Here is a 21,944-nt window from a genome sequence, read left to right as displayed (position 1 = left end):
TTCGGAGTGGAAAATGGCGGCCTAGGCTCGCCATTCTCCATTTTACTTACTGTTCGACGCAGAGAAGATTTAAGTTTGCGTTACAGTTCCACGTATCTACCGTAAACGCTCCTCCGGGAACATCGTTCGGATTGGTCGAAGTCGTGTTTCCGGCTTGCCCTGCATTGTTTCCGTCGTTGGAAGCCCACGCGTTGCAATCGGATGCAACTTCCCAAGGAAAGGTTCCCGGACCTCCGTTGAAACCGTTCCAAAAGAACTTCTGCGCTCCCGCATCGATTCCGTTTGCAAGGTTTGCGGTGACGGTCGAGTTTGCGTTGGTCGTAAACGTAACGGTGGTTCCGTCGCTTCTTCGATATTGTTTATTCGGATACAAGACCCAATCGATCAGACCCGGACTTCCGTCTCCGGCAAAAACGACTTCGCGGACGTTAAAAGAAACGAGCAACGCTTTATACGTTCCGTTTAAACCGCTTGGTCTTGCGGCCATACATTTTGCGTCGGCTCCCGCGATTCCGCCTAAGTTTCCGTTGTAACCGGCGCCGTTGTTTGTCGCAATAAACGTCCTGCAAAACGAAGCGTCTTTGCAGGAGGGCGCCGTTCCTATCGCGCCGCTTGCGGATCCGAGAAGAAGAAAAAGAAGACTTGTGTCGTCTTTCTTTTTGTCTTCGCAGGAGCAAAGAGTCGCTGCGATCGTTCCCGTCAGCAGAGTAAGAAAAATCTTTTTAAACATTGTATGTCCTTTGTTTGTAGTCGGTTCGTCTTCGGCCTATCTTACTCTAATCTTTTTATTTTTCACGGGAACGAAACAGAGCCGCAAACGAATCCGAATCTAGAAACCGGACTTCGCTTAATAATTTTCAGCATTTGGAAATAATTTTATGAAACAGGCTTCCATGTGAATGAAACATCCGCGGATTGTAGTGAAACGTTTTCGGTTTGTTTTTCGTTTGAATGGAGTATTCGTAAAATTTAATATTCCGTTTATAATATGACAGACATTTGTTCGTAGGTTCAAGCGCGTTGTCATTCTTTTGGGAAATCCGGAAACGGTTTGCGGATTCAGGATAAAAACGTTGAAAAAAAGAATCGTTCCGATTGTAAGCTTCTACCGTTTACGAAGATTCCCGATTCGGAGGAAGTTTGGAAAGATTCGCTACTCCGCCGGTTTTCGACCATTTCCCCGATTGACAGTCTTGGTCGGAGTTCCGACATTGGAACCATCCATGGGGAAAATCCAAGAACTCAGTCCGGAACTCATCAATCAAATCGCCGCCGGCGAGGTCATCGAATCCGCGCATTCCGTCGTGAAAGAGCTGATGGAAAATTCCATGGACGCGGGTGCGACTCAAGTGGACATCGAATCCAAGGACGGCGGTCTCTCCTTGTTGCGGATCACCGATAACGGTTCGGGAATCGCTCCCGAAGATTTGGAACCTGCGTTAAAACGACATGCCACGAGTAAGATCCGAGATTATAAGGATCTTGAATCCGTTTTGAGTTACGGATTCCGCGGCGAAGCGCTCGCTTCCATCGCGTCGGTGTCCCGCCTAACGTTGGAAAGCGGGACCAAGGATCAGAAAACCGCTTGGAAGATCCGTTCGACCGGAGGAACGATTTCCGATCGAGAAGAAATTCCCGGATTTACGGGAACGAAAATTCTCGTGGAAGAACTTTTCTTTAACACTCCCGTCCGCAGAAAATTCCTAAAGTCGATCCGCTCCGAAGATAAAAAGATCCGCGACCGCGTAACGACGCAAGCGCTTGCGAGAGAAGACGTTCGCTTTCGTCTTTTTCAAGACGGAAAGGAAGTGTTCGTTCTTCCTTCCAGAGAAAATAAAAAGGATCGGATCATCGATCTGTTCGGGGAGAATTTCCGGGATCATCTTTTGGAAGTGAGTTTGGAACGGGGCGGAATCAAAGCCTACGGTTATATCAGCGATCCCGATTTTTATAAATCGAATCGGACCGGACAATTCATCTTCATCAACGGAAGACCGATCGAAATCAAGTACAGCTCCGTTCTTTTAAAAAAAGCGTATGACGAACTGCTTCCTCCGAACGGACATCCGTATTGTTTTTTATTTTTCGATATCGATCCTTCCCGAGTCGACGTTAACGTCCATCCGGCCAAAAAAGAAATCCGCTTTTTGGACGAGGAAGGTTTCAACGGATTTTTTCTCACTCTCATTCAAAAGGAATTGCGATCTAGCACTCCGGTCAGTTTTTTAGAATTGAAAAAACGTCTTTTAAGACCGACACCCGATGCGTTTAAAACGAGTTCTTTGTATCAGGCGCATTCTTCTTCCCGAGCGCAGGAGAGTCCGCTGCTCAGTCGAGAGTTGTTCAGCGAAATTCCCAGACAGGAAGGTTTCGATCTGGAAAGAATGGGACCGGGAGCTTCTCTTTCGGCGCTTACCGACGAACGGGTGAAACATTCTTCCTTTGTTCCGAAAAAACACTTCGGAGTTCTATTCGAAACGTTTATCCTCGCGGAAGCGGAAGACGGTTTTTACATCATCGATCAACATACGGCGCACGAACGAATCCGATACGAAGAAGTTCTTCGAAAACTAGAAAAGAAGAATTACGGAATCCAGCCGCTTTTGACGCCGATTCGAATCGACGTTTCCAAACAGGAACAGGAAGAAATTTTAAACCGACGTAAGGAATACGAAGAAGTCGGAATTCACCTCGATCCGCTCGGGGAGGACAGCGTGGTTCTTCGGGAAATTCCGGCTTATATGGAACCGGGAGAGGAAAAGGAAATCATTCTCGATTTTTTAAACCGAACCGAAGGAAAGGAATCCACCGAACCCGAGTTATACGATCTAATGGCGAAGTGTGTTGCCTGTCGTTCCGCGATCAAAAAAGGGGATCAACTTTCCGATCCGATCCTCGCCGAAATTTTAAACAGACTGAGTTATTGCGAAAATCCTTCCCGTTGTCCGCACGGAAGACCCACCTTAGTAAAGTTGAGCAGAGATGACCTCGAAAGAATGTTCCACAGAAAATGAAGAAGTTCCGGGAAAAGAACCGGATCGAGTCGTACGTAAATTATTCCGTCAAACGTTAGTCGGAATCGTGATTCTCGTATTGGGAGTCGTGTTTTTGGCGCGTGTTTTTCCAGAACCCGTGCTCGCGGTTTCCCAAAAGTTCATCGAGATCACCGGGGTTTTCGGAGTGGGAATCGGAATCATGCTCGCGGATTCTTTACACGTCTTTATTCCGCCCGACGTGTTCTTGATGATCGCCGTCGCGGGAAAGTTGAATTCGATTTTAGTCATCGCATCCGCTTCGATCGGAAGTCTCATCGGAGGAACGATTTCGTATCTTACCGGGAGAATTCTTCTGCCTAAGATAGAAGGAATCGCGAGCTTCGTCAAAAAACACGAACAAAAGCTAGAACACTATCTGCATCGATACGGTTTTTGGGCCGTGGTCTTGGCCGCATTGACTCCGCTTCCGTATTCCTGGGTTTCTTTGGCGGCGGGCGCGATGAAAATGAGATACGTTTTGTTTTTTCAGGGTTGTCTTTTTCGAATTCCGCGTTTTATAGTATTCTATTATCTGATTCAATTCGGTTGGGTCGGAGGCGGAATGTGAGCCGTTCGGCTTGCAAACGCAGTCCAATCGAATGAAAGAATTTTTGGTTCAAGGTTAAACTCTTGGAAACGAATCAACCCAATCTATTTCCGAAAACGAGAGAAGAAGTCATCCGAGAGAATCTGGATCTGTTCGATCTTCCGATTCGGATCCAAGCCCTGATCGAAAACGTTCTGCAGGGAAATATCCGGGAACAATCCTTGGTTTGTTGTCACAGCGCCTGCGACGTCTGCAACGCGACGATCCGAACCTGTCTTCGAAAAATCAAAAACGAGTTGGAAGTTTCTTGAGCGATCTTTTTACAAAGAAGCCGATTCCCCCTCTTGCGCATAAAATCCGTCCTTCCAGTTTCGAAGAGGTCATCGGTCAGGCGAGGGCCACCAAACAACTCGTCAACTATCGATCTCCCGTTTCCATCATTCTTTACGGTCCGCCGGGAACCGGAAAATCCACGTTAGCCGGAATTCTTTGCCGCAAATGGAATCTTCCGTATGTCGAATACAACGCCGTTTCCACCGGTGTCGCCGAAATCAAAAAACTTTTGGAACGAGCGGAACGGGAAGGAACCATCCTTTTGTTTTTGGACGAGATCCACCGCTTCAGCGCTTCGCAGCAGGACAGTCTTTTGAAAGGAGTGGAAACGGGCCATCTCGTACTGATCGGCGCCACGACCGAAAACCCGGCCTTCCGAATCACAAGACCTCTTTTATCCCGTTGTCAAATCCTGAAAATCGAACCTTTGAGCCTGGAGGAACAATCCTCCCTTTTGGAAAGAGGCATTCAAAATCTTGCATATTCGATAAATCTAAACGACCAAGCGAAGGAAACGCTGATCCGTTTTTCGGGCGGGGACGGAAGGAAACTTCTTTCGAACCTCGAAGGACTCAGCTTCAGTTTTCCGGAAGGTCATACGATTTCCAAATCGGACGTGGAGGAATATCTAGAAAGCCGCGTGATCGAATACGACAAAAGCGGAGAATCGCACTACGACGTGATTTCCGCGTTTATCAAATCGGTGCGGGGAAGCGATCCCGACGCGGCCTTGTATTATCTCGCCGTTCTTTTGGAAGGAGGGGAAGATCCTCTTTTTATTATGCGAAGATTGATCATTCTCGCGAGTGAGGACGTGGGAAACGCTTCCGTAAACGGTTTGCCCCTCGCGGTTTCCGGCTTACACGCGTTAGAGGCGATCGGAATGCCGGAAGGAAGATTGATTCTCGCGCACGTCACGACCTTCTTAGCCTCCTGCCCCAAATCGAATGCGAGCTACAAGGGATTGGGAGCGGCGCTTTCTTTCGTTCGAGAAAAAGGAACCGGGATTAAAATTCCGAATCGTCTTCGAAACGCGCCCACCTTTCTTCATAAAAAGGAAGGAGCCTCCCAAGGTTATATTTATCCGCACGATTTCGGAGGGTTTAAGGAACAAAATTATTTCCCGGACGAATATGCAGATCACCCGCCCCGTTTTTACTTTCCGACGGGAAACGGAGCCGAGTTGAAGTTGAAGGAATATCTGGAAAAGGTCTGGGAAAAAACTTCTTGGAAAAAAGGGGATTGAATGACTTCGATCGTTCGAAGAGCGCGGCGAATTGATTATTTGTCGTAAAGTTCCGGACGAGCCTTGACTTGTTTCGTGTCGGCTTCCAGTTTAAAACCTTTTCCCGTTTCCGTTTGAATCCGGTTGGATTCGGAATTTCGCTGTTGAATCGACTGAATCGTTTCTTTCGTCTTTTTTTGTTTGAATTCGGATTGGAACATCTTTCCTCCTTGGCCGTAAGACCGGCGAGGTTTAATAAACGTTTCGTGCGTTTCGATCAAAATCTAAAATCTTTTTTTAAAGGAAGAATTGCGATTTGATTACAAAACCGCAATTTATCCGAATTCTTTGCGCAAAGCGTCGAGAACCCGATCGTTTTGGTCCGGTCTTCCGATCGTGATTCGAAGCGCGCCCAATTCGTAACTTTTCAAATCGCGGAGAATGATTCCCTGACGCAGTAGGGATTGCGCGATTTCCGTGGAAGATCTCCCGTTCTTTCTTGCAAAAAGCGTAATGAAGTTCGCGTACGAATTCATAAATTCGATCCGCTGTTCTTTTGCGAACTCTTCGTATCGTTTCATCTCGTTTAGATTGTTTTCGAGATAGGATTCCACGTGCGATTCGTTTTGCAGGGCGGTCGTGGCCGCGAGCGCGGAGAGATTGGCGACGCTGAACGGAGGACGCATCTTATACAGATTGGAGATCAATTCCTTGTTTCCGATTCCGTATCCGATCCGCATTCCTCCGAGTCCGTAAACCTTGGAAAATGTCCCCGTATAAAATACGTTCGGAAAAAGATCGGTGACTTCTTTTGCTGGAATGAACTTGTTCGGATCCTTTTTGTTTCCGAATTCCATATATGCGGCATCAATGACGACTAACGTGTCCTCGGGAATCCTTCTTAAAAATTCGTAAACGTCCGATTTGTCGAGCGCGTCGCCGACCGGATTGGAAGGAGTGCATAAAAAGACGATTTTCGGTTTCACGGACTTCGTGAGATCCAGAAACGCGTTTAGATCGTGCGGAACGGTTTCCGTGGAATGAACTTTAGCGCCGCATTGAAGCGCGTAGATCTTATACATCGCGAACGTGATTCGATTGATGAGAATCGGATCTCCCGGTCCGAGGACGCAACGGCAAGCGAAATCCAAAACCTGATCGCTTCCGTTGCCGGGAATGATCCGATCGGGGGTCACGCCGAATCTTTCGCCTAACGCGGTTTTCAGATCCAGGTAAGAATCGTCCGGATAATACGACATCGTGGAAGCGGCCTTTTGAACGGCTTCGACGACTGGTTGTGCGCAGCCGAACGGGTTTTCGTTGGAACCGAGTTTGATGACTTGGTGCGGATCGATCCCGAATTCCCGTACGACGAGTTCGATCGGTTTACCGGCTTCGTAGCTTTTAAGCGAATTTAGAATGGGTTGAAAGGGAATCATCTTGCACAATAGTTTTTTCGGGAAAAAATTTGGGAATCGATTTAAGAAAAAATCTTCGGCCTCCGTAGCTTTCCCTCCTTTTTTTCCTCTAATCTTCAGTATTCTTATAAATAAGACACTGGAAACAAAATGAAAGATACGCAGTTTCATCACGAGATAGAAGAAGAGATATTGGATCGTCTGGAAGATTTTTCGAACGGAGAAATTCTGATTCAGGAAATTCTCAAGTCATTCGAGGACTTTGACAGGGCTTTAGGGAATACGGTTCAGGAACTCTTTCCCTTGGAAGACGCGAAGTAATCTTACGAACAATTTTCCCGAATCGTTTTCCATCGATCGATTCGGATTCCTCTTTGTTTCGCCTTCATTCCTTTGGAAAAATCCTTGGCCTTTTGAATGCGACTTTGATTGTCCGGGTGCGTACTAAACCAATCTAAAATTTTCGCTGCGTTCCATTCCTTTTGTTCCTCCGCTTTTTTCTTTCCGCTTTGCGGCGATTTCTTTCCCAACTTCGCTTCTTCCCTTTCAAAGAAGTTCACGAATCCGCCGAGACCAATGCCGGATTTTTTTAAGGTTTCGAACGCTTCTCCGTCCGCTTCCTCTTCGAACTCGCGCGAGTAGCGGAGAATGGTGAGAGTGTTTACGATCTCCGTAATCGTTTCGAGCGTTCCGATATCGTCGAATCCGATTCCGATCGAGAGTTTCACAACAAGAGAAATTCCGAGCAGTCGAATCATCTGCCGAATTCCGTGACGATTTTCCACGTGCGCGATTTCGTGCGCGAGGATGGCCGCGACTTCTTCCGGCGATTCGGATTCTTCCAAAAGTCCGGAAAGGATGTAGATGGTTCCGCCGGGCAACGCAAACGCGTTTACCTCTTCGCTTTTGAGAATGCGGATGGAATACCGATCCCGTTTTTTCGGAGATACGATCGTGTTGCGGATTTTTTTTACGCTCTGCGAGAGTTCCGCGTTTTTGCATTCGGAGTAGTTCGTTTCGAATTGTTTCGAGATCATTTCTCCGAGGGATCTGTCCGCGGATTCGGGGACGATTACATAAAGTCGATCCAACTTCGTCATAATCAGAGTTCCGATTCCGACCGCGAGAATTCCGGCAACGAGGATCTGAGGCAACGCAGGCAAAAGCAAAAAACGGGAAAGAATTCCTTTGAAATCGTTGGCGAACGACTTCCTACGGTGCGCCTGAATCAGTTGCGCTTTTTGCGGAGAATCGAACGTGAAAATCAGATCGTTTTGCGTTTCCTGGCGGTCGTCGAGTTGGAGTCTATATTCGTTTCCGAGTTTTTCAAGCGATCGGATTTGTGTATAAGAAAAATGGAATGTATTTCTTCCTTCGGGAAGCGTTTCTGAGAGAAAGAGGAGACCGGTCTCCTGCGGAACGAGCGTCCCGGAGACCGGAGCGGCGGTTTTGCCGTCGTAGAAAAGATCGGGCATTCGTCAGTTGCCGAACACCGAGCTGATCGCTTCTCCCGCTTCGTGCAATCCGTCCGCCAATGCGCTCGCGTCGGGATCTTTGACGCTTTTGATTCCGGAAAGATCCGGTGCGGTCTCCAAAGACAACGAATTCATAATCATACGAATCGAACGAAGATACGCCCAGGGAATTCCGATTCCCAACGTGAAGAATACGAGCACGATCGACATGAGCATGTTTACGAAGATGGCCCCGGGTTTTAAATCGGAACGAAACGAGATTCCTTGAAACTTCGTGTGATTCCAATAGTAGTTGTGGAGATTGGCGTGAAACCAGAAGGAATAAATTCCGGCGGTGATCAGCGTAAAGAAAAACCCTTTCACATAAAGAACGAACAGCTCCTTGCCTTTCCCGTCGTACGAAAAGTTGGCGTTTCCCAGATGCGAATGTTCGATGAAGAATTTTTCGAGTTTGTTGATAAACCAAGCGCTGTAAAATCCGAGCGTAACCAGGCTCAAAAGCGCGTTTGGAACGAAAAGCTTCACAAGAGGAACGACTTTTCCGCTGAAACGAAAACGGATATTGTTAAACGAAGTTCGGCTCAGAAAATATTTTCTCGATCCTATGATTATATAGGGAATTGCCAGCAAAAGCACGGAATAAAGGAGAATGATCAGAATCGCCAACGCCCAAACTCCCAGTTTCGAAGCGATATAAAACAGACCGGCGTAGACCGCTCCGGCTGCGATCATGATTCCGATCCCCTTTAAAAAGCCGATGAAGTTTTCTTTTCCGGTGCCGTGATAATCGAAACGTTGTCCTTGGAATGAAATATGCCTGTGGAGGAATTTTTGGGTGTTTACCTTCGCCCAAAAAAAATAAATCCCGGCTGTGATGATCGTGAAAAAAATATTCTTCAGATAAATGAGGAACAGCTCTTCGCCTTTTGCGTCGAGCGTGAAACGGGTAGCGGATTCGGATTGCATTTCAATCTCCTAAACTTGTAGATCGATCAACATAAACGCGGATTCTTTTCGTTCAAGAAAAAAATTTCCCCGCGGTTCGTATCAAGCCGTAAGTTTGAAATACGTTTTCGTAAAATCTTCGAAAAACCGATTCTGATCCAGGGCGTATTCCAAAACGAAGGCGCGTGATTCGTCGTTTTTCAAAAGTTCTCGATCGTTCGGAATCAAAAGCGGTCCTTCCAATCCGGCCTTGAGCAGGACGTGAAAGTAACTGTTGTCGAAGTTGTACGGATTTGCGGTAAACGATTCTCCTCCGAGCCATCCGATCGTGCGCGCTCCCGAAATCAAAACGAGATCTTGCACGCTAAGTCCCATCTTGTTCAGACAAGGAAGTTGATCTCTTTGCGTTTGCATTCCCAAAGGGAGAATCTGCACGACCTCGTTTACGGGTTTATCCGTTTTACCGGGTTCGACGTGAAGGCGGGGGCCTCCCGATTTTTCGATCGCGACCGCTCCGGCCAACGCGAGAAAGTCCGCAAACGAAAAGGAAGTCTGCATCTTTTCGTTGAACGTTTCCCGCAGATCTTTGATTTGATAGTAGTTCTGAACCAAGTCTCCGTTTTCGGAAAGATGCGCGAAGTGTCGGAAAGCGTTTGCCGCGGAAAGTCCGATCCAGTTTTCCTTTTCGTCGAAGAGACAGGCGAGATGATAGACGAGTTTCAACCAGCTTCCTGCGTCGCGAACGAGAATGATTCTCCTCAAAGAATTTCTAGCTTCTTCCCAAACGTTTAGACTTGCCTTCTTGAGAATCTCCTTCACCTCGTAGAGTTTGTAATCCCCGGTTTTACCCTTGAGCTGCGTGGAAAACGTTTTTCCTTTGAGAACTCGATCCCTGACTTGCGCGTAAGCGGATTCCGAAATCAAAACGGAAACTCCCGCCTTTTTGGTTTTGGATTCGATCCGGCTCGCCATGTTGACGGAATCTCCGATCGCGGTGAACGACATGTTCGCGGGATGTCCTAATTGTCCTAATATGCAACTTCCATAATGTACTCCGACTCCGATCCTAAAGTTCGTGTGGAAGTGAGTTTTGAGATATTCGTTTAAGGAATAGAGTTCGATTTCCATTTCCTTGGCGGCTCGGATCGCGGAAAGACAAACCTCTTCGGAAGAACCTCCGTCCACTCCGAACAAAGCCATCAATCCGTCTCCGATATACTTGTCGATCTTGCCTCCGTGTTTTAAAACGATGTCGCCCATCTTGTAAAAGTAACGGTTGAGAATATGAATTACGTCGTAAGGAAGATGCGATTCGGAGAAACTCGTAAAGTCGCGGATATCGCTGAACAATATGGCGATTTCTTTTTCTTCTCCCGAGATCGCGGCGGAGCCGGGGATCGTAAGATTGTAGTCTTCGTCGTCTAAGACGATTCTTCGGACACGAACGTCACCCAATACTTTGGCTTGACAAGCAAGACGAACGGATTCCGGAAATCCTTTCTTTTGCGACAAATCCATTTCATTTTGTTCAGGTTCGGATAGATTGGAAGAATTCTCCAGAACCAATACGCGGCACGTGGAACAACGGGCGTTTCCTCCGCAAGCGTGCGTATGAGGAATTCCATGAGACAAACTGATTTCTAACAGGCTCTGCGGTGATGAATTTTCGGGTAAACTAATTTCTTTTTCGTTTTCGAAATTTACAAGAATCATGAAAACCTTCCGGATTTAATGAAGAATTATAAAAAATAATTGGCTTCCAATTGGGAAGAGTAGAATGGCAGACTCGGTTGTCAATATAAGAACTCGGTCCGGCTTTGTGGATTCGATTTTCAAAAACACTAACGCGTGTTTGAGGATTCGATTTTAATCGGGCCTTGCAACTTGAACTTTTGATAAAGCCACATTGAGCGTTGGGAAACGCGGTAAAGAAAAATGTTAAACGAATTACCGTTTTAGGATCATTGAATGGACGGAACCCAAAATCCTCAGGAAGAAAACAAGGACTCGAAACCTGTCATCCTTTTGGTCGACGACGAACTCATCATATTGAGAGGACTGAAAGAACAACTCAAGCTCGCCTTCGGAAAAGAATACGATATCGAAACCGCGGAAGACGCGGAATCCGCTTGGGAGATTTTGGAAGAATACGTCTCGAAAGGAATCGACGTCCCCGTAATCGTCTGCGATCAAGTGATGCCGGGAGTGAAAGGGGACGAACTTCTCATCCGCATTCACGATAAAAAACCGGAAATCAGAAAGATCATGCTTACCGGTCAGGCTTCCGCGGACGCCGTCGGGAATGCGTTGAATCACGCGAACTTATACAGATATTTATCCAAACCCTGGGATTCGAACGATCTCATTCTTACCATCCGCGAAGCATTGAAGTCCTATTTTTCGGATCAGTCCTTATTGGCATTGAACCATAAACTCGAAACGACTCTTTTGTTCGATCGGGAAACGGGGCGGCCCAATCTCGAAAGTCTGCGAAGAGCCTTGGACGAACGGGAAACGCAGGGACTACAGTCCACTCTTGCTGTCATTCGGATCGAATCCTCCACTTCGACCACGCATCATTTCGGAGTGGGAGTATATCATAAGGTTCTGAATCAGTTTCTGACCTCTCTTTCCGCATTTATGGAGAAGTCGGGAAGTCTCTTTCATCTCTATCAGGACGAAGTTGCCATTCTTTCCAACGTGGAGGAGAGCAAGTTCCATTCTTTGTTGGTAGCGTTTCGAATTCTTTTACGTTCGGAATACATCGAGGCGGACGGGATTTCGTTCCGCGTGAACGTTTCGATCGGAGTCGCGACGCATCAGTCTTCGCTTTATTACAAAGCGAGAATCGCGATGATGCACGCCGCCCAAAACGGGGAACTCGAACTGATGAATTACTCCAACGCGATGGAGGAAGGGGATCAGTATCAGATCAATCTCGTTCTGGGAAGAAAATTGAACGACGCGATTAACGCGGGTAATGTGATTCCGTATTTTCAGGGAATCTACGACAACAAACTCGAGAAGATTACGAAATTTGAATGTCTCGCGAGAATTCAGGAAGGAGATAGAGTATACTCGCCCGCGAGTTTTATTTCGATCGCAAGATCCACGGGAATCATCCGTCTTTTGACGCCGATCATGATCGAAAAATCGATCCGCTACTTTGCCAAATATCCGGAATATTCTTTTTCCGTGAACATTTCCGAATCGGATCTGGAAAAAAAGGGATTTGCGCTTTGGGTCATCAGCCGTTTGCAGCATTACGAAATCGCACCGGATCGCCTAACGCTGGAAATTCTGGAAACCGACCGTCTTCGAGGAGGGGAAAGAGGTCTGGAGACCTTGAAGGAACTCAAGGAATGCGGATGTAAGATCGCAATCGACGATTTCGGGGTAGATCAATCGAACTTCGAGAGGCTGATGGAAATCGATCCCGATTATATCAAGATCGACGGAAAATTCATCCAAGGAATTCACCTTAGTAAAACTCCCTATCTTCTCGCCTCTGCAATGACGGAGATGGCGCACCGGATCGGAGCAAAGGTGATTGCCGAATTCGTAGCCGGAAGGGGAGAATTCGATACCGTTCGCTCCTTAGGTGTGGAATATTGTCAGGGATATTATATCATGGAACCGGCTGCGGAGATTCTCCCCATACCCCAAGTTACGATTTGAGGCCGGTGATTACTTTTTTCCAAAATTCGCTTGCCATTATTTTTTTTCCAAATAACGTAACGCCTTGCGTTTTTTGACGATTCGATAAGTCGAATAGAATAGGTGAGTATTTCAGTTGGATAAGGCAATTCTTTTTGTAGACGATGAAGCTCTGATCCTCATGAGCATGAAATCCCAGGTGAAACGTCATCTAGGAGACGGGTACAGGTACGAAACGGCGCTCGACGCCGGAGAGGCTTGGCAGATCATCGAAGAGTTAATTCATGAAGATGTTCGTATTCTTATTATTATTTCCGATTGGTTGATGCCTAACGTTAAGGGAGACGAATTCCTTAGACAGGTTCACAGCAAATATCCGGAGATTCAAAAGGTGATCGTGACCGGTCACGCGGACGATTCGTCCATCGAAGCCCTGAAAAAAGAAATCAATCTGCGCTCTTATCTGAAAAAACCTTGGGACGAACGCGAACTCGTCTCCACGATTACGACTGCGTTAGAGGGATAAGCGCCTCTCCATGGATCGGCGTTGATTCTCAGCGAAGCTGAGCGCAACAGACCCAATGGGAGTAAGTTTTTCGCAAGAATCATTCTTTGTTTCCTGTCGGAACATTTAAGAAAACGAAACAATTCGATTTGACGTAAGTCCGATTTCGTGATATAGAAAATTTTCCGATTTTTTCCCGCGGACCCGCCTCCTCCACCCAATTAGGGCGGGGCGCGCGTTTTCACGGGAGATTGTCGGAACTACGACAGGATTTTTCTTACAGCGTGGTTTTAATTCTCGATCGGTAAGTAGATCCGAAACGATGTGCTGCCCGGAACGCTTTCGAGTTCGATTCTTCCTTCGTGTTTTTGTACGATCTTTTTCACGATATCCAAACCGAGTCCGCTTCCTTCTCCCGGAGCTTTTGTCGTAAAAAACGGTTCGAAGATTTTATCCTGTATCTCCTGCGGAATACCGGGGCCATTGTCTTTCACATCCACCATCAATTCTCCGTTTACCTGTTTCAATCGGATGGTGATCGCCCCTTTGAACTGCATCGCCTGCAAAGAATTGTAGATGAGATTGGTCCAGATATGGAGAAGGTCGTCCGGATAACAAAGAATCGGCGGGACATCGTCGAAGTCCTTCTGAAGATCCACACCCTTCTTGAGTTGATTGTGATAGATCGTTAGAACGGTTTCGATCGTGTCCTTGACGGATGCGAGAATTTTTTCCCCTGCGATATCGAAGTGCGAAAAGTTTTTGAGAGCGTATAGAATTTTGGAAATCCGATCCACGGCGACTTGGACCGTTTTTGTATTCCTAAAAAAGTAGGACTCGAGGGAAGAATATTCCAAAATCAATTCGGATTGGTCGAGCAGTAGAAGTGGAATGAATTTTTCGTTGAGTTCTCCGATGCCCATGTCGACTAACGTGTCCGCGTAGGAAACCGCGAGACGTGTGGGGATCTTCTTGGATTCCAGCACGCTTGTGATCGCCTTCTTACGGTTTCTCTGTTCCATTCCCGTATAGTGTTCGTTGCTCTGGATCGCGCTTTCGATAAACTCGGCTGAGAGTTCCCTCATTTCAGCATTCAAGGTTCCCATCGCGATTTGAACTCCGGGCAATAGGGAACGAAATCGATTTAAACATTCCTGAATGTTCTGATTGGAAGCTTGAACCGCTCCGATCGGGTTGTTGATCTCGTGCGCGATTCCCGCCATGAGTTGTCCCAGAGCGGCCATCTTTTCGCTTTGAATGAGCTGCGACTGCGTCTTCTTCAAATTGTCGAGAGTGTTTTCAAGTTCGGTCTTTTGGATTTCGATCAATCTGTTTCGAACGCGGATCTCGTCGTTTATGATCCGAAGTTCCTCGGCTTCCTTGAACGGAGTCGTGTCGATGATGTTGACGGAATAATAGGTGCTACCTTTGCTTACGAACACTCTTTGGCTGATAATCGCAGGAAATAAATTTCCGTTCTTCTTTTTGGCGACGACTTCCATCGAATCCTTGCTGCCGATGAGAAACTTTTTCGAAAGAAGGTCTTGGAGTGATTCTTTGGACAATAAACGTGCGACGTTGAGCCCGATCGCTTCCGCTGCCGTATATCCGAATAATTTCTGAAACGCAAGGTTCGAATCCGAAATACGGATTTTTCCCCGTTCGACGAGAAGAATCGCTTCGTTCGAAAATTGATAAAAGGTCTGGAACCTCAATTCGGAGGCCTTCAATTCTTCCTCGGCTCTTTTTCGTTCGGTGACGTCGGTTACGGTTCCGACTACGCGAAGAGGATTCGAATGTTTATCTCGAAAGAGTTTCGCCTTCGCTTCCACCCAGGCGATTTCTCCGTCTCCGAATAAGACCCTGTGTTGAAAGTAAATATCGTCTCCTTCGGCCCCTCTTTCGCCCGAAAGCACTTCTCGCATGAGTTTGTCCAAACTAGGACGGTCTTCGGGATGAACCAAATCCATAATCGATCGGAGATTTCCTCCGAAGTCTTCCGGCTTGATCCGAAAAATCTGAAACGCCTTTTCTGACCACGTTATGCGGTCTTCTCGAATGTCCCAGCTCCAGCTTCCCATATTCGCCGCGTTGAGTGCGAGCCGTAGACGATCCTCGCTCTCTCGGAGCTCTCGTTCGTTTAACACGTTTTCGGTGATGTCGGTTACGAGGAATACTAGGGATATGATTTCGCCTTCCTGGTTTTTTACGGGAGAACCGTTTACGGAAAGATATTTGATTTGTTTGTCCGATGTCACGATCGAATGACGGATGTCGTAGACCGGTTTGCCCGTTCGCATAACGACTGTAAACGGTTGATCTTCCTCTTTCCATTCTCCGCCGTCCACCGATTTGGCTTCCCATTGTTTCGAGTTGTAACTTCTGGATGTGATGTCGGTGAGTTCGATTCCGAGAACGTGTTCCGAACTTTTATTCGCGTAGAGAATTTTTCCCTGGGGATTCAAGACCACGATCGACGTCGCGCTGTTCTCCGTGATGGAAGAAAGAAGATCCCTCTCTTGGGTTAATTCTTCATCCACGCGTTTTCGTTCGAGCGCGTTGATTACGATCTCCGCAAAGTTGCGTAAAAGCTGATTTTCTAATGTGTCGAGTTCTGCCTCTTGGATGTTTCCGATTTTTTCTGAACCGAATCCGAGTCTTCCTTTGAGAACTCCTCCGATGAGAAGCGGAACCGCCGTAAAGGATTGAATTCCGTTGTTCGTCAAAAGTTGCCGATCCGAAACCGCTTCGACCGGAAGATCTTCCACCTTGGCGATTTTTGCGATTCTTCCCATGCGCATCTCTGCCGTAAAAAAACTATGTGGATCGATCGTTTCGACTTGGTTGAGGTTCGAGGTTCGGATCGCAGCTTTCGGATCGATCCATTCGTGCACCACTTTTCTTGTCGTAAAGGTTTCGTTGTAGAATACGATATTGACACGCTGCATGTTCAAAAACGTTCCCAGTTTTTCCAAACCGGAATGGATGGTCTGCGAGATGGAGGATAGAGGAAGGTTGATGATCGCTCTTGAGACTGCGGTCGTGATCGTCTCGAATCCGAGACGGAATTGAAGAAGTCTTTCGTTTTTTCTTTTTTCGCTGACGTCCAAAACCGATCCGATGATCTTAACGACTTCTCCCTTTTCATCCAGGATCAATTCGCTTTGATTGAATACCGTTTTGATTTTTCCCGTCGGGGTTACGATCCTATATTCGATTTCTCGAATGTATTTGTTTTTGATCGCTTCTCCGAAGTAATGGCGGACACGGTCGCGATCCTCGGGGTGAACGAATTCCAGTTCCTTGATTCCGTCTTCGATTCCGTTCGGTCGTTCGTAGATTTTTCCGAGTTGTTCGGAAACCGCGATTTTGCCGGTCGAGCGATCGTATTCCCAGGAACCGAGTCCCGAAAGTTTCTGAGATCGGGAAAGGGCCGCTTCCTTTTCCTTGAGTTCCTGTTCCGCCTTTTTACGTCGATCTATGTCCGCGTGAATTCCATACATCTTAAGCGGCTTTCCGTTCGCATCGAAGTCCGTGAATTTTCCCGCGGTAAAAATCCATTTCCAGGAGCCGTCGCCGCATTTCATGCGGAACTCGGCTTCGTAAACGGGGGATTTGCCCGCAATATAACTCTGCAACGCCGTGTTGACGTGCGCAAGATCGTCCGGATGAATCAGCGATTGCCATGTATTCACGTGCGGCTCGAGATCTTCGAGTTTATAACCGAGCATCTCCGCCCAATAATCGTTGTATTTGTTTCCGTTGGTTTCTACGTCCCATTCCCAAAGTCCCAGTTCGGCTCCGTAGATTGCGGATTCGAGACGTTTCTGATTCTCTTTCAGTTCGTCCTTGATTTTCTTTTGATCACGAAAATCTAATATACTTCCTCGGATGAGAATGTTTTCTCCAAGCAGGGCAATCAAACGGACTTCGCAAGGAATGATTTCTCCCGATTTTGCCCGATGCAGCCATTCGAACGTGACCAATTCTCCCTGAATGGCTCTTTGAATGTAGGCGGTAGCGGCTTCGAAGCTCGTTCTTCCGTCCTCTTGCCGAGGTGGGCTGATATCGACCGGACCGATTTGCTGAAATTCTTCCTTTGTAAATCCGAAAATATCGACCGCTCTTTGATTTACCGATTGAAATTTGCCGGTGGAGATGTCCAGGATCACGATCGCATCGGGAGAATTTTCGATGATCTGTGAAATCCGAATCTCGGCCTTTTGTAAGGACGCTTTGAGGGTTTCGTTTTCGCGGACGGTTTCTTCCAAAACTTTCGTCTTTTGGATTGCTTCCTCATACTGTCGTCTTAACGTTTCGATGGAACCTTCTTTTTCCGGTTTCATGCGTGATCGCACCGCTGCGCTTTGCGTAGATCGTATAAGGGCTGTTTATGTCTTGAATGGTCTCTCATAAAAACGATCGTGTTGGTTCGATATTGTTATTCGTATCTTCTTGCTTTAAAATTCAATCGATTCGAAATCTTTTTTCTACTCCGGCGCGAAATTATAAAATTCAGATACCTTTATATAATCCGGCGCGAATGTTGTGAAATCAGAAATTAGAAATTCGTTCTGTAAAAAAAAATGAATGTTCCATTCAGATCGAATCCACTCGACTGATTCTACTCGCGGTGAATCGGATACGATCGAAATTTTAAAAAATATTTCTCAGAAAAGACGCAATTTTGTCTTAAATCATTTTGCTCGCTTTTTAAGCGGATTCCTTCTGCAAGATCGCAGACTTTCCGTTCGTCGAAAGAAAATGTTTTTTACTGGTTGATTCTTCTCTCTATTTCTAATTTCTGTTATTCTCCTCGGGTTGCGCGCGAAATACAAAAGAGCAATTTGAAGAATCATTTCTACTTGAAAATTCGCAAAATATGAAATAAAAAATTGACAAGGTTGTAAACGTATGAGGCTCAAAATTTCCCTTCTTCTCGTATTCTGTTTTTTCCTCGTTTGGAGTTCTTCCCTTTTTGCCGCCGATATCGTCCGACTTAAAAACGGTTCGATCTACCGAGGCAAGGTCGTTTTGGAGGACGACGAGAAAGTTCTTCTCGCGGAGAACGAAGACTTTATCCGTTATTTTGCGAAAGAAAACGTGGTCAGCGTAACATACGAAAGACCGCAAGATAAGAATAAAAATACGATCTCTTCGGATAAATCCTCCGGTGCGAAATCCGAACCGCCTCCTCATCAAAACCCGTATGCAGGAATCGCAACGCCGATCGAACGGGAACCGCCTCATGCTTCTTCCCAAGGAAACGACACGACGATCGACGTGACGCACGAGATCGTAACGGACTTTATCTGGAGGGGGCTCAGTTTTTCCGGAGAGATGGCAAATCGCCGAAGAAACGAAAGCTACCCTTCCACTACGATCGTTCCTTCGTATCAACCCACGATCGACATCAATACTCCGTTGAAAGGTTTTAAGATTCAGTTTTGGGGAAACTTCCAGCTAACGGAAAGAAACGATAAGGACAACGACGGACGTTTTCAATTATTTCCCGGCGGTCCCGGTCCTGCCTACCCCGGACAAGGAAATCCGTTCACCGCCCCGAATCCGGATCTTCTGAATCAAAGCTGCGTCTACGATACGCAGAACAACGTGATGAACGGAACGCTCGCGACCGGTGCAACCTGTGGAGGTCTGGTTCCGAAACCGTATAAGGAACAAAACGGTATGAAACGTGCGGACGGATTGTTCTATGCGTTCTATTATACGTTCGAGAAGACGAGTTGGGGAAAATTCACCGTGGGAACTTGGTTTTACAATACGTTCAACAAAAACCCGGCGTATGTTTCGGCTCCATTAGGAGGTTATAATTCTCTCGCGGCGCAGGGTGTCACCAGCTCGAACAATACCTCCAATCAGGTGACCCGCCTCGCTTGGCAGGAATATTATATCTTTTGGCAACTTCCGTTTCTTTCCTACGTGAGTCCTACGATTTCCTTTTATACTCAGCTGAGTGCGGAAAACGCGAGTTTGGCGGCCGGTAAGAATTATCTTTCTCTCTACATGAGTCACGAGTATTTTGCGGAGAAATTTTTCAGAATTACTCCCGCGGTCAACATCGGATACGAGATGTCCAACAACATCGTGGACAACCGCTACGGGATTCAGGACATCACGAGCAGCTTGACCTTTTACTTCGGCAAATTCTTCGTCAAAGGAAATCACGTATACCGTCCGAATCTGTATATGTACGACACGGACAACTACTACGGAGCCACCGGCGGGTACGTTAACCGAAACACGAAAGACGGGTTGATCGTGGATCCTTCGAAGGTCAACGGTCCGATCAATCAATACCTGCTCGATCAGATCGCGAACAGTCCTTTGATTCCGGACGCGGGGGACGGTTCCTTGAGACAGGCGATCCGAGAATCGTATTTATTGCAGAAAATTCCGGCGCATTTATTCTGGTTCAGCGTCGGATTCTCGCATAGTTTTTAAAAAAATATAAAGAAGCACAGGAAGATTCATGAGCATCAGGTTTCGAATATCGTTATATCTTGCACTCGTACTTTTGGCGGGAAGCATCGCGATTACCACCATCAATACGATTACGACGTACTTTAAACTTTCGCGGGATATTCAGGATTCTTCCGCGATGGTTGCGTCGAGATACGCGTTCGAAATTCGGGACTTTTTCGACAAGGCTCTCGGCGGCTTGCGCGGTCTTGAATTTCAACTTTCGCACGCAAGACCGACCCGAGAGGAAACGATCGAAACGTTAAAGGATCTTGCAAAGAGCGATCCGAATTATTTCGGAGCTTGGTCCGTATTCGAACCGGGTAAATTCGATTCTTTGGATTCGAAATACGTCAATCGACAAGGCTACGACGCGACGGGAAGATTTATTCCTTACATCAATAAGGCTGCAGGCGCGGACAAACCTTTGGTATTGGAGCCGGTCATCTATTACGAAAATCAGGATGCGAGCGGATACTTTTATAACGTTCCCAAAAAAACGGGAATCGATTTTATCGCCGATCCGTTTGCGTATCCCGTTTCGGGTCGCGAGATCCTGATGATATCCGTCGTAAAACCGGTTCGCAGAAACGGCGAAGTCGCGGGCGTCGTGGGGATGGATATCACGATGGAAAACATGCAGGAGATGCTCGAACCGATTCGGCCGTATCAAGGAGAAGGATATCTGAGTTTGATTTCTCCCGGAGGTTATTATGCTGCGAACGGATTGCAGCCCGAGCTCGTCGGAAAGGAAATTCAAGATCCCGAATGGAAGAAAAAAATCCTGGAAGGAAGTCTGAAGGACGAGATTCAAGCTTACGAACGAGGAGGAGCGACGCATTTCTTTTATTCCTTCTATTTGGGGAATTACAATAAGAAATGGATCTTGGAAGTCAGCGTTCCGGACAGCATCTTCTGGAAAAATCTTTCAAGAGTGATTGCGGAGACGATCGCTACGTCTCTGTTTACGATGATCATCATCGTAATCGTATTCAATCTAATATTCCAAAAATTGATTACGCACGGAATCAACACGGCCATCTCCTTTTCGGAGGAGGTTTCCTCCGGAAATCTTGTGGTGGAAAATTCCTATGAACGCAAGGACGAAGTAGGAAAACTTCTTCTTTCCTTGGATCATATGAAGAATAATCTCAAGAGCATCATCTTGGAGATCAAGGGTTCTTCCGAGTCTTTGAATTCGACTTCGGATCAGATGGCCGAGTCTTCCAAAAGTTTTTACGACGTCGCTCAGGAGCAGGCTTCCGCATCGGAAGAATCCTCGGCTGCGATCGAAGAGTTGGCCGCATCCGCGGAGAATGTAGGCAAGTCCATGGATCGCGCGATTTCGCACATGAAGGACATCGACGGGAACGTGGTCTTGTTGAAGGAACAAATCGCGAGAATCAACGACGAGATGAAGTCTCTTGCATCCCTCGCGGGAGAATCGCAACAGCAAGCGACGACCGGCGAGAGTTCCATGAATCAGTCCACCAAGGCGATGGATGAGATCGGAGACAGCGCTTCCCGGATCAACGAGATTCTTTCCATCATCACCGATATTTCCGAAAAGACCAACTTACTCGCGTTAAACGCCGCGATCGAAGCCGCCCGCGCGGGAGAGGCCGGAAAAGGGTTTGCGGTCGTTGCGGAGGAAATCTCCAAACTCGCGTCGCAAACTTCCAACAGCGTTCAAGAGATCGGACAACTCGTGGAATCCACGAACCGCGCCGTGATGAACGGAACGAGCAAGGTTAAAGAAGCGTCCGATATTCTTGCGAAGCTCCGAAGTTCGGTGGATATGTTCGGGGTTTCCGCGAAGAACGTTCTCGATTCGGTGAATACGCAGGAAAAGAACACGGAAAAGATTCATCAGAGCGCGAGTTCTCTTATGAGTTTCAGTCTTCAGATCGAAGAAGCGGTTCAGGAACAAAAACGCGCCACCGATGAGATCACAAAAACGATCGTGAGCATTTCGGATGGAACGCAGGAAATCGCGAGTGGGGCGGACGACCTCACCGGTTTTTCCAAAAACATGCACACCCAATCCGAAGGTCTGATTCGTCTGATCAATAAATTTAAGATATAGAACGCGACCCATAGGAAGCGTTCTGCTGAGTTTCTCGCGACCCATAGGAAGCGTTCTGCTGAGTTTCTCGCGACCCATAGGAAGCGTTCTGCTGAGTTTCTCGCGACCCATAGGAAGCGAGCTGCTGAGTTTCTCGCGACCCATAGGAAGCGAGCTGCTGAGTTTCTCGCGACCCATAGGAAGCGTTCTGCTGAGTTTCTCGCGACCCATAGGAAGCGTTCTGCTGAGTTTCTCGCGA

Annotated in this window: 16 protein-coding genes; 9 read left to right on the top strand and 7 right to left on the bottom strand. The window is 47.1% G+C overall.

Translation table 11 applies throughout. The features are described 5' to 3' along the window. Window positions 1–46: 46 nt before the first annotated feature. Entirely contained in the window at window positions 47–730 is a 684-nt protein-coding gene (gene len / locus LFX17_RS12285) for an endostatin-like outer membrane protein, LenA/LenB family (RefSeq protein WP_238730510.1), read from the bottom strand. A gap of 493 nt (window positions 731–1,223) precedes the next feature. Between len and mutL the strand changes: the two genes are divergently transcribed. The 4 genes from mutL to LFX17_RS12265 all read left to right on the top strand — a co-directional run bounded on the left by mutL (window position 1,224) and on the right by LFX17_RS12265 (window position 5,161). Beyond that, window positions 1,224–3,014, top strand: a complete 1,791-nt coding sequence (gene mutL, locus LFX17_RS12280; protein WP_238747771.1) for a DNA mismatch repair endonuclease MutL — start codon at window positions 1,224–1,226, stop codon at window positions 3,012–3,014. Further along, window positions 2,983–3,603 (top strand): YqaA family protein, encoded by a 621-nt coding sequence (locus LFX17_RS12275; protein ID WP_238746912.1) that lies wholly within the window; start codon window positions 2,983–2,985, stop codon window positions 3,601–3,603. The genes mutL and LFX17_RS12275 overlap by 32 nt, the downstream gene beginning before the upstream one ends. Window positions 3,604–3,665: 62 nt before the next feature. Then, window positions 3,666–3,893 (top strand): hypothetical protein, encoded by a 228-nt coding sequence (locus tag LFX17_RS12270; RefSeq protein WP_238730508.1) that lies wholly within the window; start codon window positions 3,666–3,668, stop codon window positions 3,891–3,893. Next, on the top strand, window positions 3,890–5,161 hold the full coding sequence (locus LFX17_RS12265) for a replication-associated recombination protein A (protein ID WP_238746910.1): 1,272 nt from the start codon (window positions 3,890–3,892) through the stop codon (window positions 5,159–5,161). The genes LFX17_RS12270 and LFX17_RS12265 overlap by 4 nt, the downstream gene beginning before the upstream one ends. Window positions 5,162–5,196: 35 nt before the next feature. On the opposite strand, the gene LFX17_RS12260 is transcribed toward LFX17_RS12265, so the two are convergent. Both LFX17_RS12260 and hisC read right to left on the bottom strand, forming a co-directional pair. Further along, window positions 5,197–5,361 carry a transcriptional regulator gene (locus LFX17_RS12260; protein ID WP_238746908.1) on the bottom strand — a complete coding sequence of 55 codons (165 nt, stop codon included), beginning with the start codon at window positions 5,359–5,361 and terminating at the stop codon, window positions 5,197–5,199. 114 nt (window positions 5,362–5,475) lie between these two features. Further along, complete coding sequence (gene hisC / locus LFX17_RS12255; RefSeq protein ID WP_238730505.1) at window positions 5,476–6,579, bottom strand: histidinol-phosphate transaminase; 1,104 nt, start codon at window positions 6,577–6,579, stop codon at window positions 5,476–5,478. 129 nt (window positions 6,580–6,708) lie between these two features. On the opposite strand from hisC, the gene LFX17_RS12250 reads away from it, so the two are divergent. Next, a complete protein-coding gene (locus LFX17_RS12250; RefSeq protein ID WP_238730504.1) occupies window positions 6,709–6,879 on the top strand; it encodes a hypothetical protein in 171 nt (56 codons plus the stop codon). Window positions 6,880–6,881: 2 nt separating this feature from the next. On the opposite strand, the gene LFX17_RS12245 is transcribed toward LFX17_RS12250, so the two are convergent. The 3 genes from LFX17_RS12245 to LFX17_RS12235 all read right to left on the bottom strand — a co-directional run bounded on the left by LFX17_RS12245 (window position 6,882) and on the right by LFX17_RS12235 (window position 10,691). Further along, window positions 6,882–8,033 (bottom strand): M48 family metallopeptidase, encoded by a 1,152-nt coding sequence (locus LFX17_RS12245; protein WP_238746907.1) that lies wholly within the window; start codon window positions 8,031–8,033, stop codon window positions 6,882–6,884. A 3-nt stretch (window positions 8,034–8,036) separates the two neighbouring features. Beyond that, entirely contained in the window at window positions 8,037–8,999 is a 963-nt protein-coding gene (locus LFX17_RS12240; RefSeq protein WP_238730502.1) for a YjgN family protein, read from the bottom strand. A gap of 81 nt (window positions 9,000–9,080) precedes the next feature. Then, window positions 9,081–10,691 (bottom strand): peroxidase family protein, encoded by a 1,611-nt coding sequence (locus LFX17_RS12235; protein ID WP_238730501.1) that lies wholly within the window; start codon window positions 10,689–10,691, stop codon window positions 9,081–9,083. 255 nt (window positions 10,692–10,946) lie between these two features. Between LFX17_RS12235 and LFX17_RS12230 the strand changes: the two genes are divergently transcribed. After that, the gene (locus tag LFX17_RS12230; protein ID WP_238730500.1) at window positions 10,947–12,656 is read left to right on the top strand and encodes a GGDEF/EAL-containing response regulator; all 1,710 of its coding nucleotides are present in this window, start codon (window positions 10,947–10,949) and stop codon (window positions 12,654–12,656) included. Window positions 12,657–12,771: 115 nt separating this feature from the next. After that, the gene (locus LFX17_RS12225) at window positions 12,772–13,161 is read left to right on the top strand and encodes a response regulator (protein ID WP_118957727.1); all 390 of its coding nucleotides are present in this window, start codon (window positions 12,772–12,774) and stop codon (window positions 13,159–13,161) included. A gap of 269 nt (window positions 13,162–13,430) precedes the next feature. On the opposite strand, the gene LFX17_RS12220 is transcribed toward LFX17_RS12225, so the two are convergent. Next, a complete protein-coding gene (locus LFX17_RS12220) occupies window positions 13,431–17,486 on the bottom strand; it encodes a PAS domain S-box protein (RefSeq protein WP_238746906.1) in 4,056 nt (1,351 codons plus the stop codon). Window positions 17,487–18,054: 568 nt separating this feature from the next. Here LFX17_RS12220 and LFX17_RS12215 point away from each other — a divergent pair. Further along, the gene (locus tag LFX17_RS12215) at window positions 18,055–19,602 is read left to right on the top strand and encodes an LA_0442/LA_0875 N-terminal domain-containing protein (protein ID WP_238730498.1); all 1,548 of its coding nucleotides are present in this window, start codon (window positions 18,055–18,057) and stop codon (window positions 19,600–19,602) included. Window positions 19,603–19,630: 28 nt separating this feature from the next. Beyond that, entirely contained in the window at window positions 19,631–21,706 is a 2,076-nt protein-coding gene (locus tag LFX17_RS12210; RefSeq protein WP_238730497.1) for a methyl-accepting chemotaxis protein, read from the top strand. The last annotated feature ends 238 nt before the right edge of the window (window positions 21,707–21,944 follow it).

This window comes from Leptospira sanjuanensis (genome assembly GCF_022267375.1).
GTDB lineage: Bacteria > Spirochaetota > Leptospiria > Leptospirales > Leptospiraceae > Leptospira > Leptospira sanjuanensis.
Note: the sequence above shows the minus strand (reverse complement) of the source record. Positions and strands in the feature narration are given on the sequence as shown.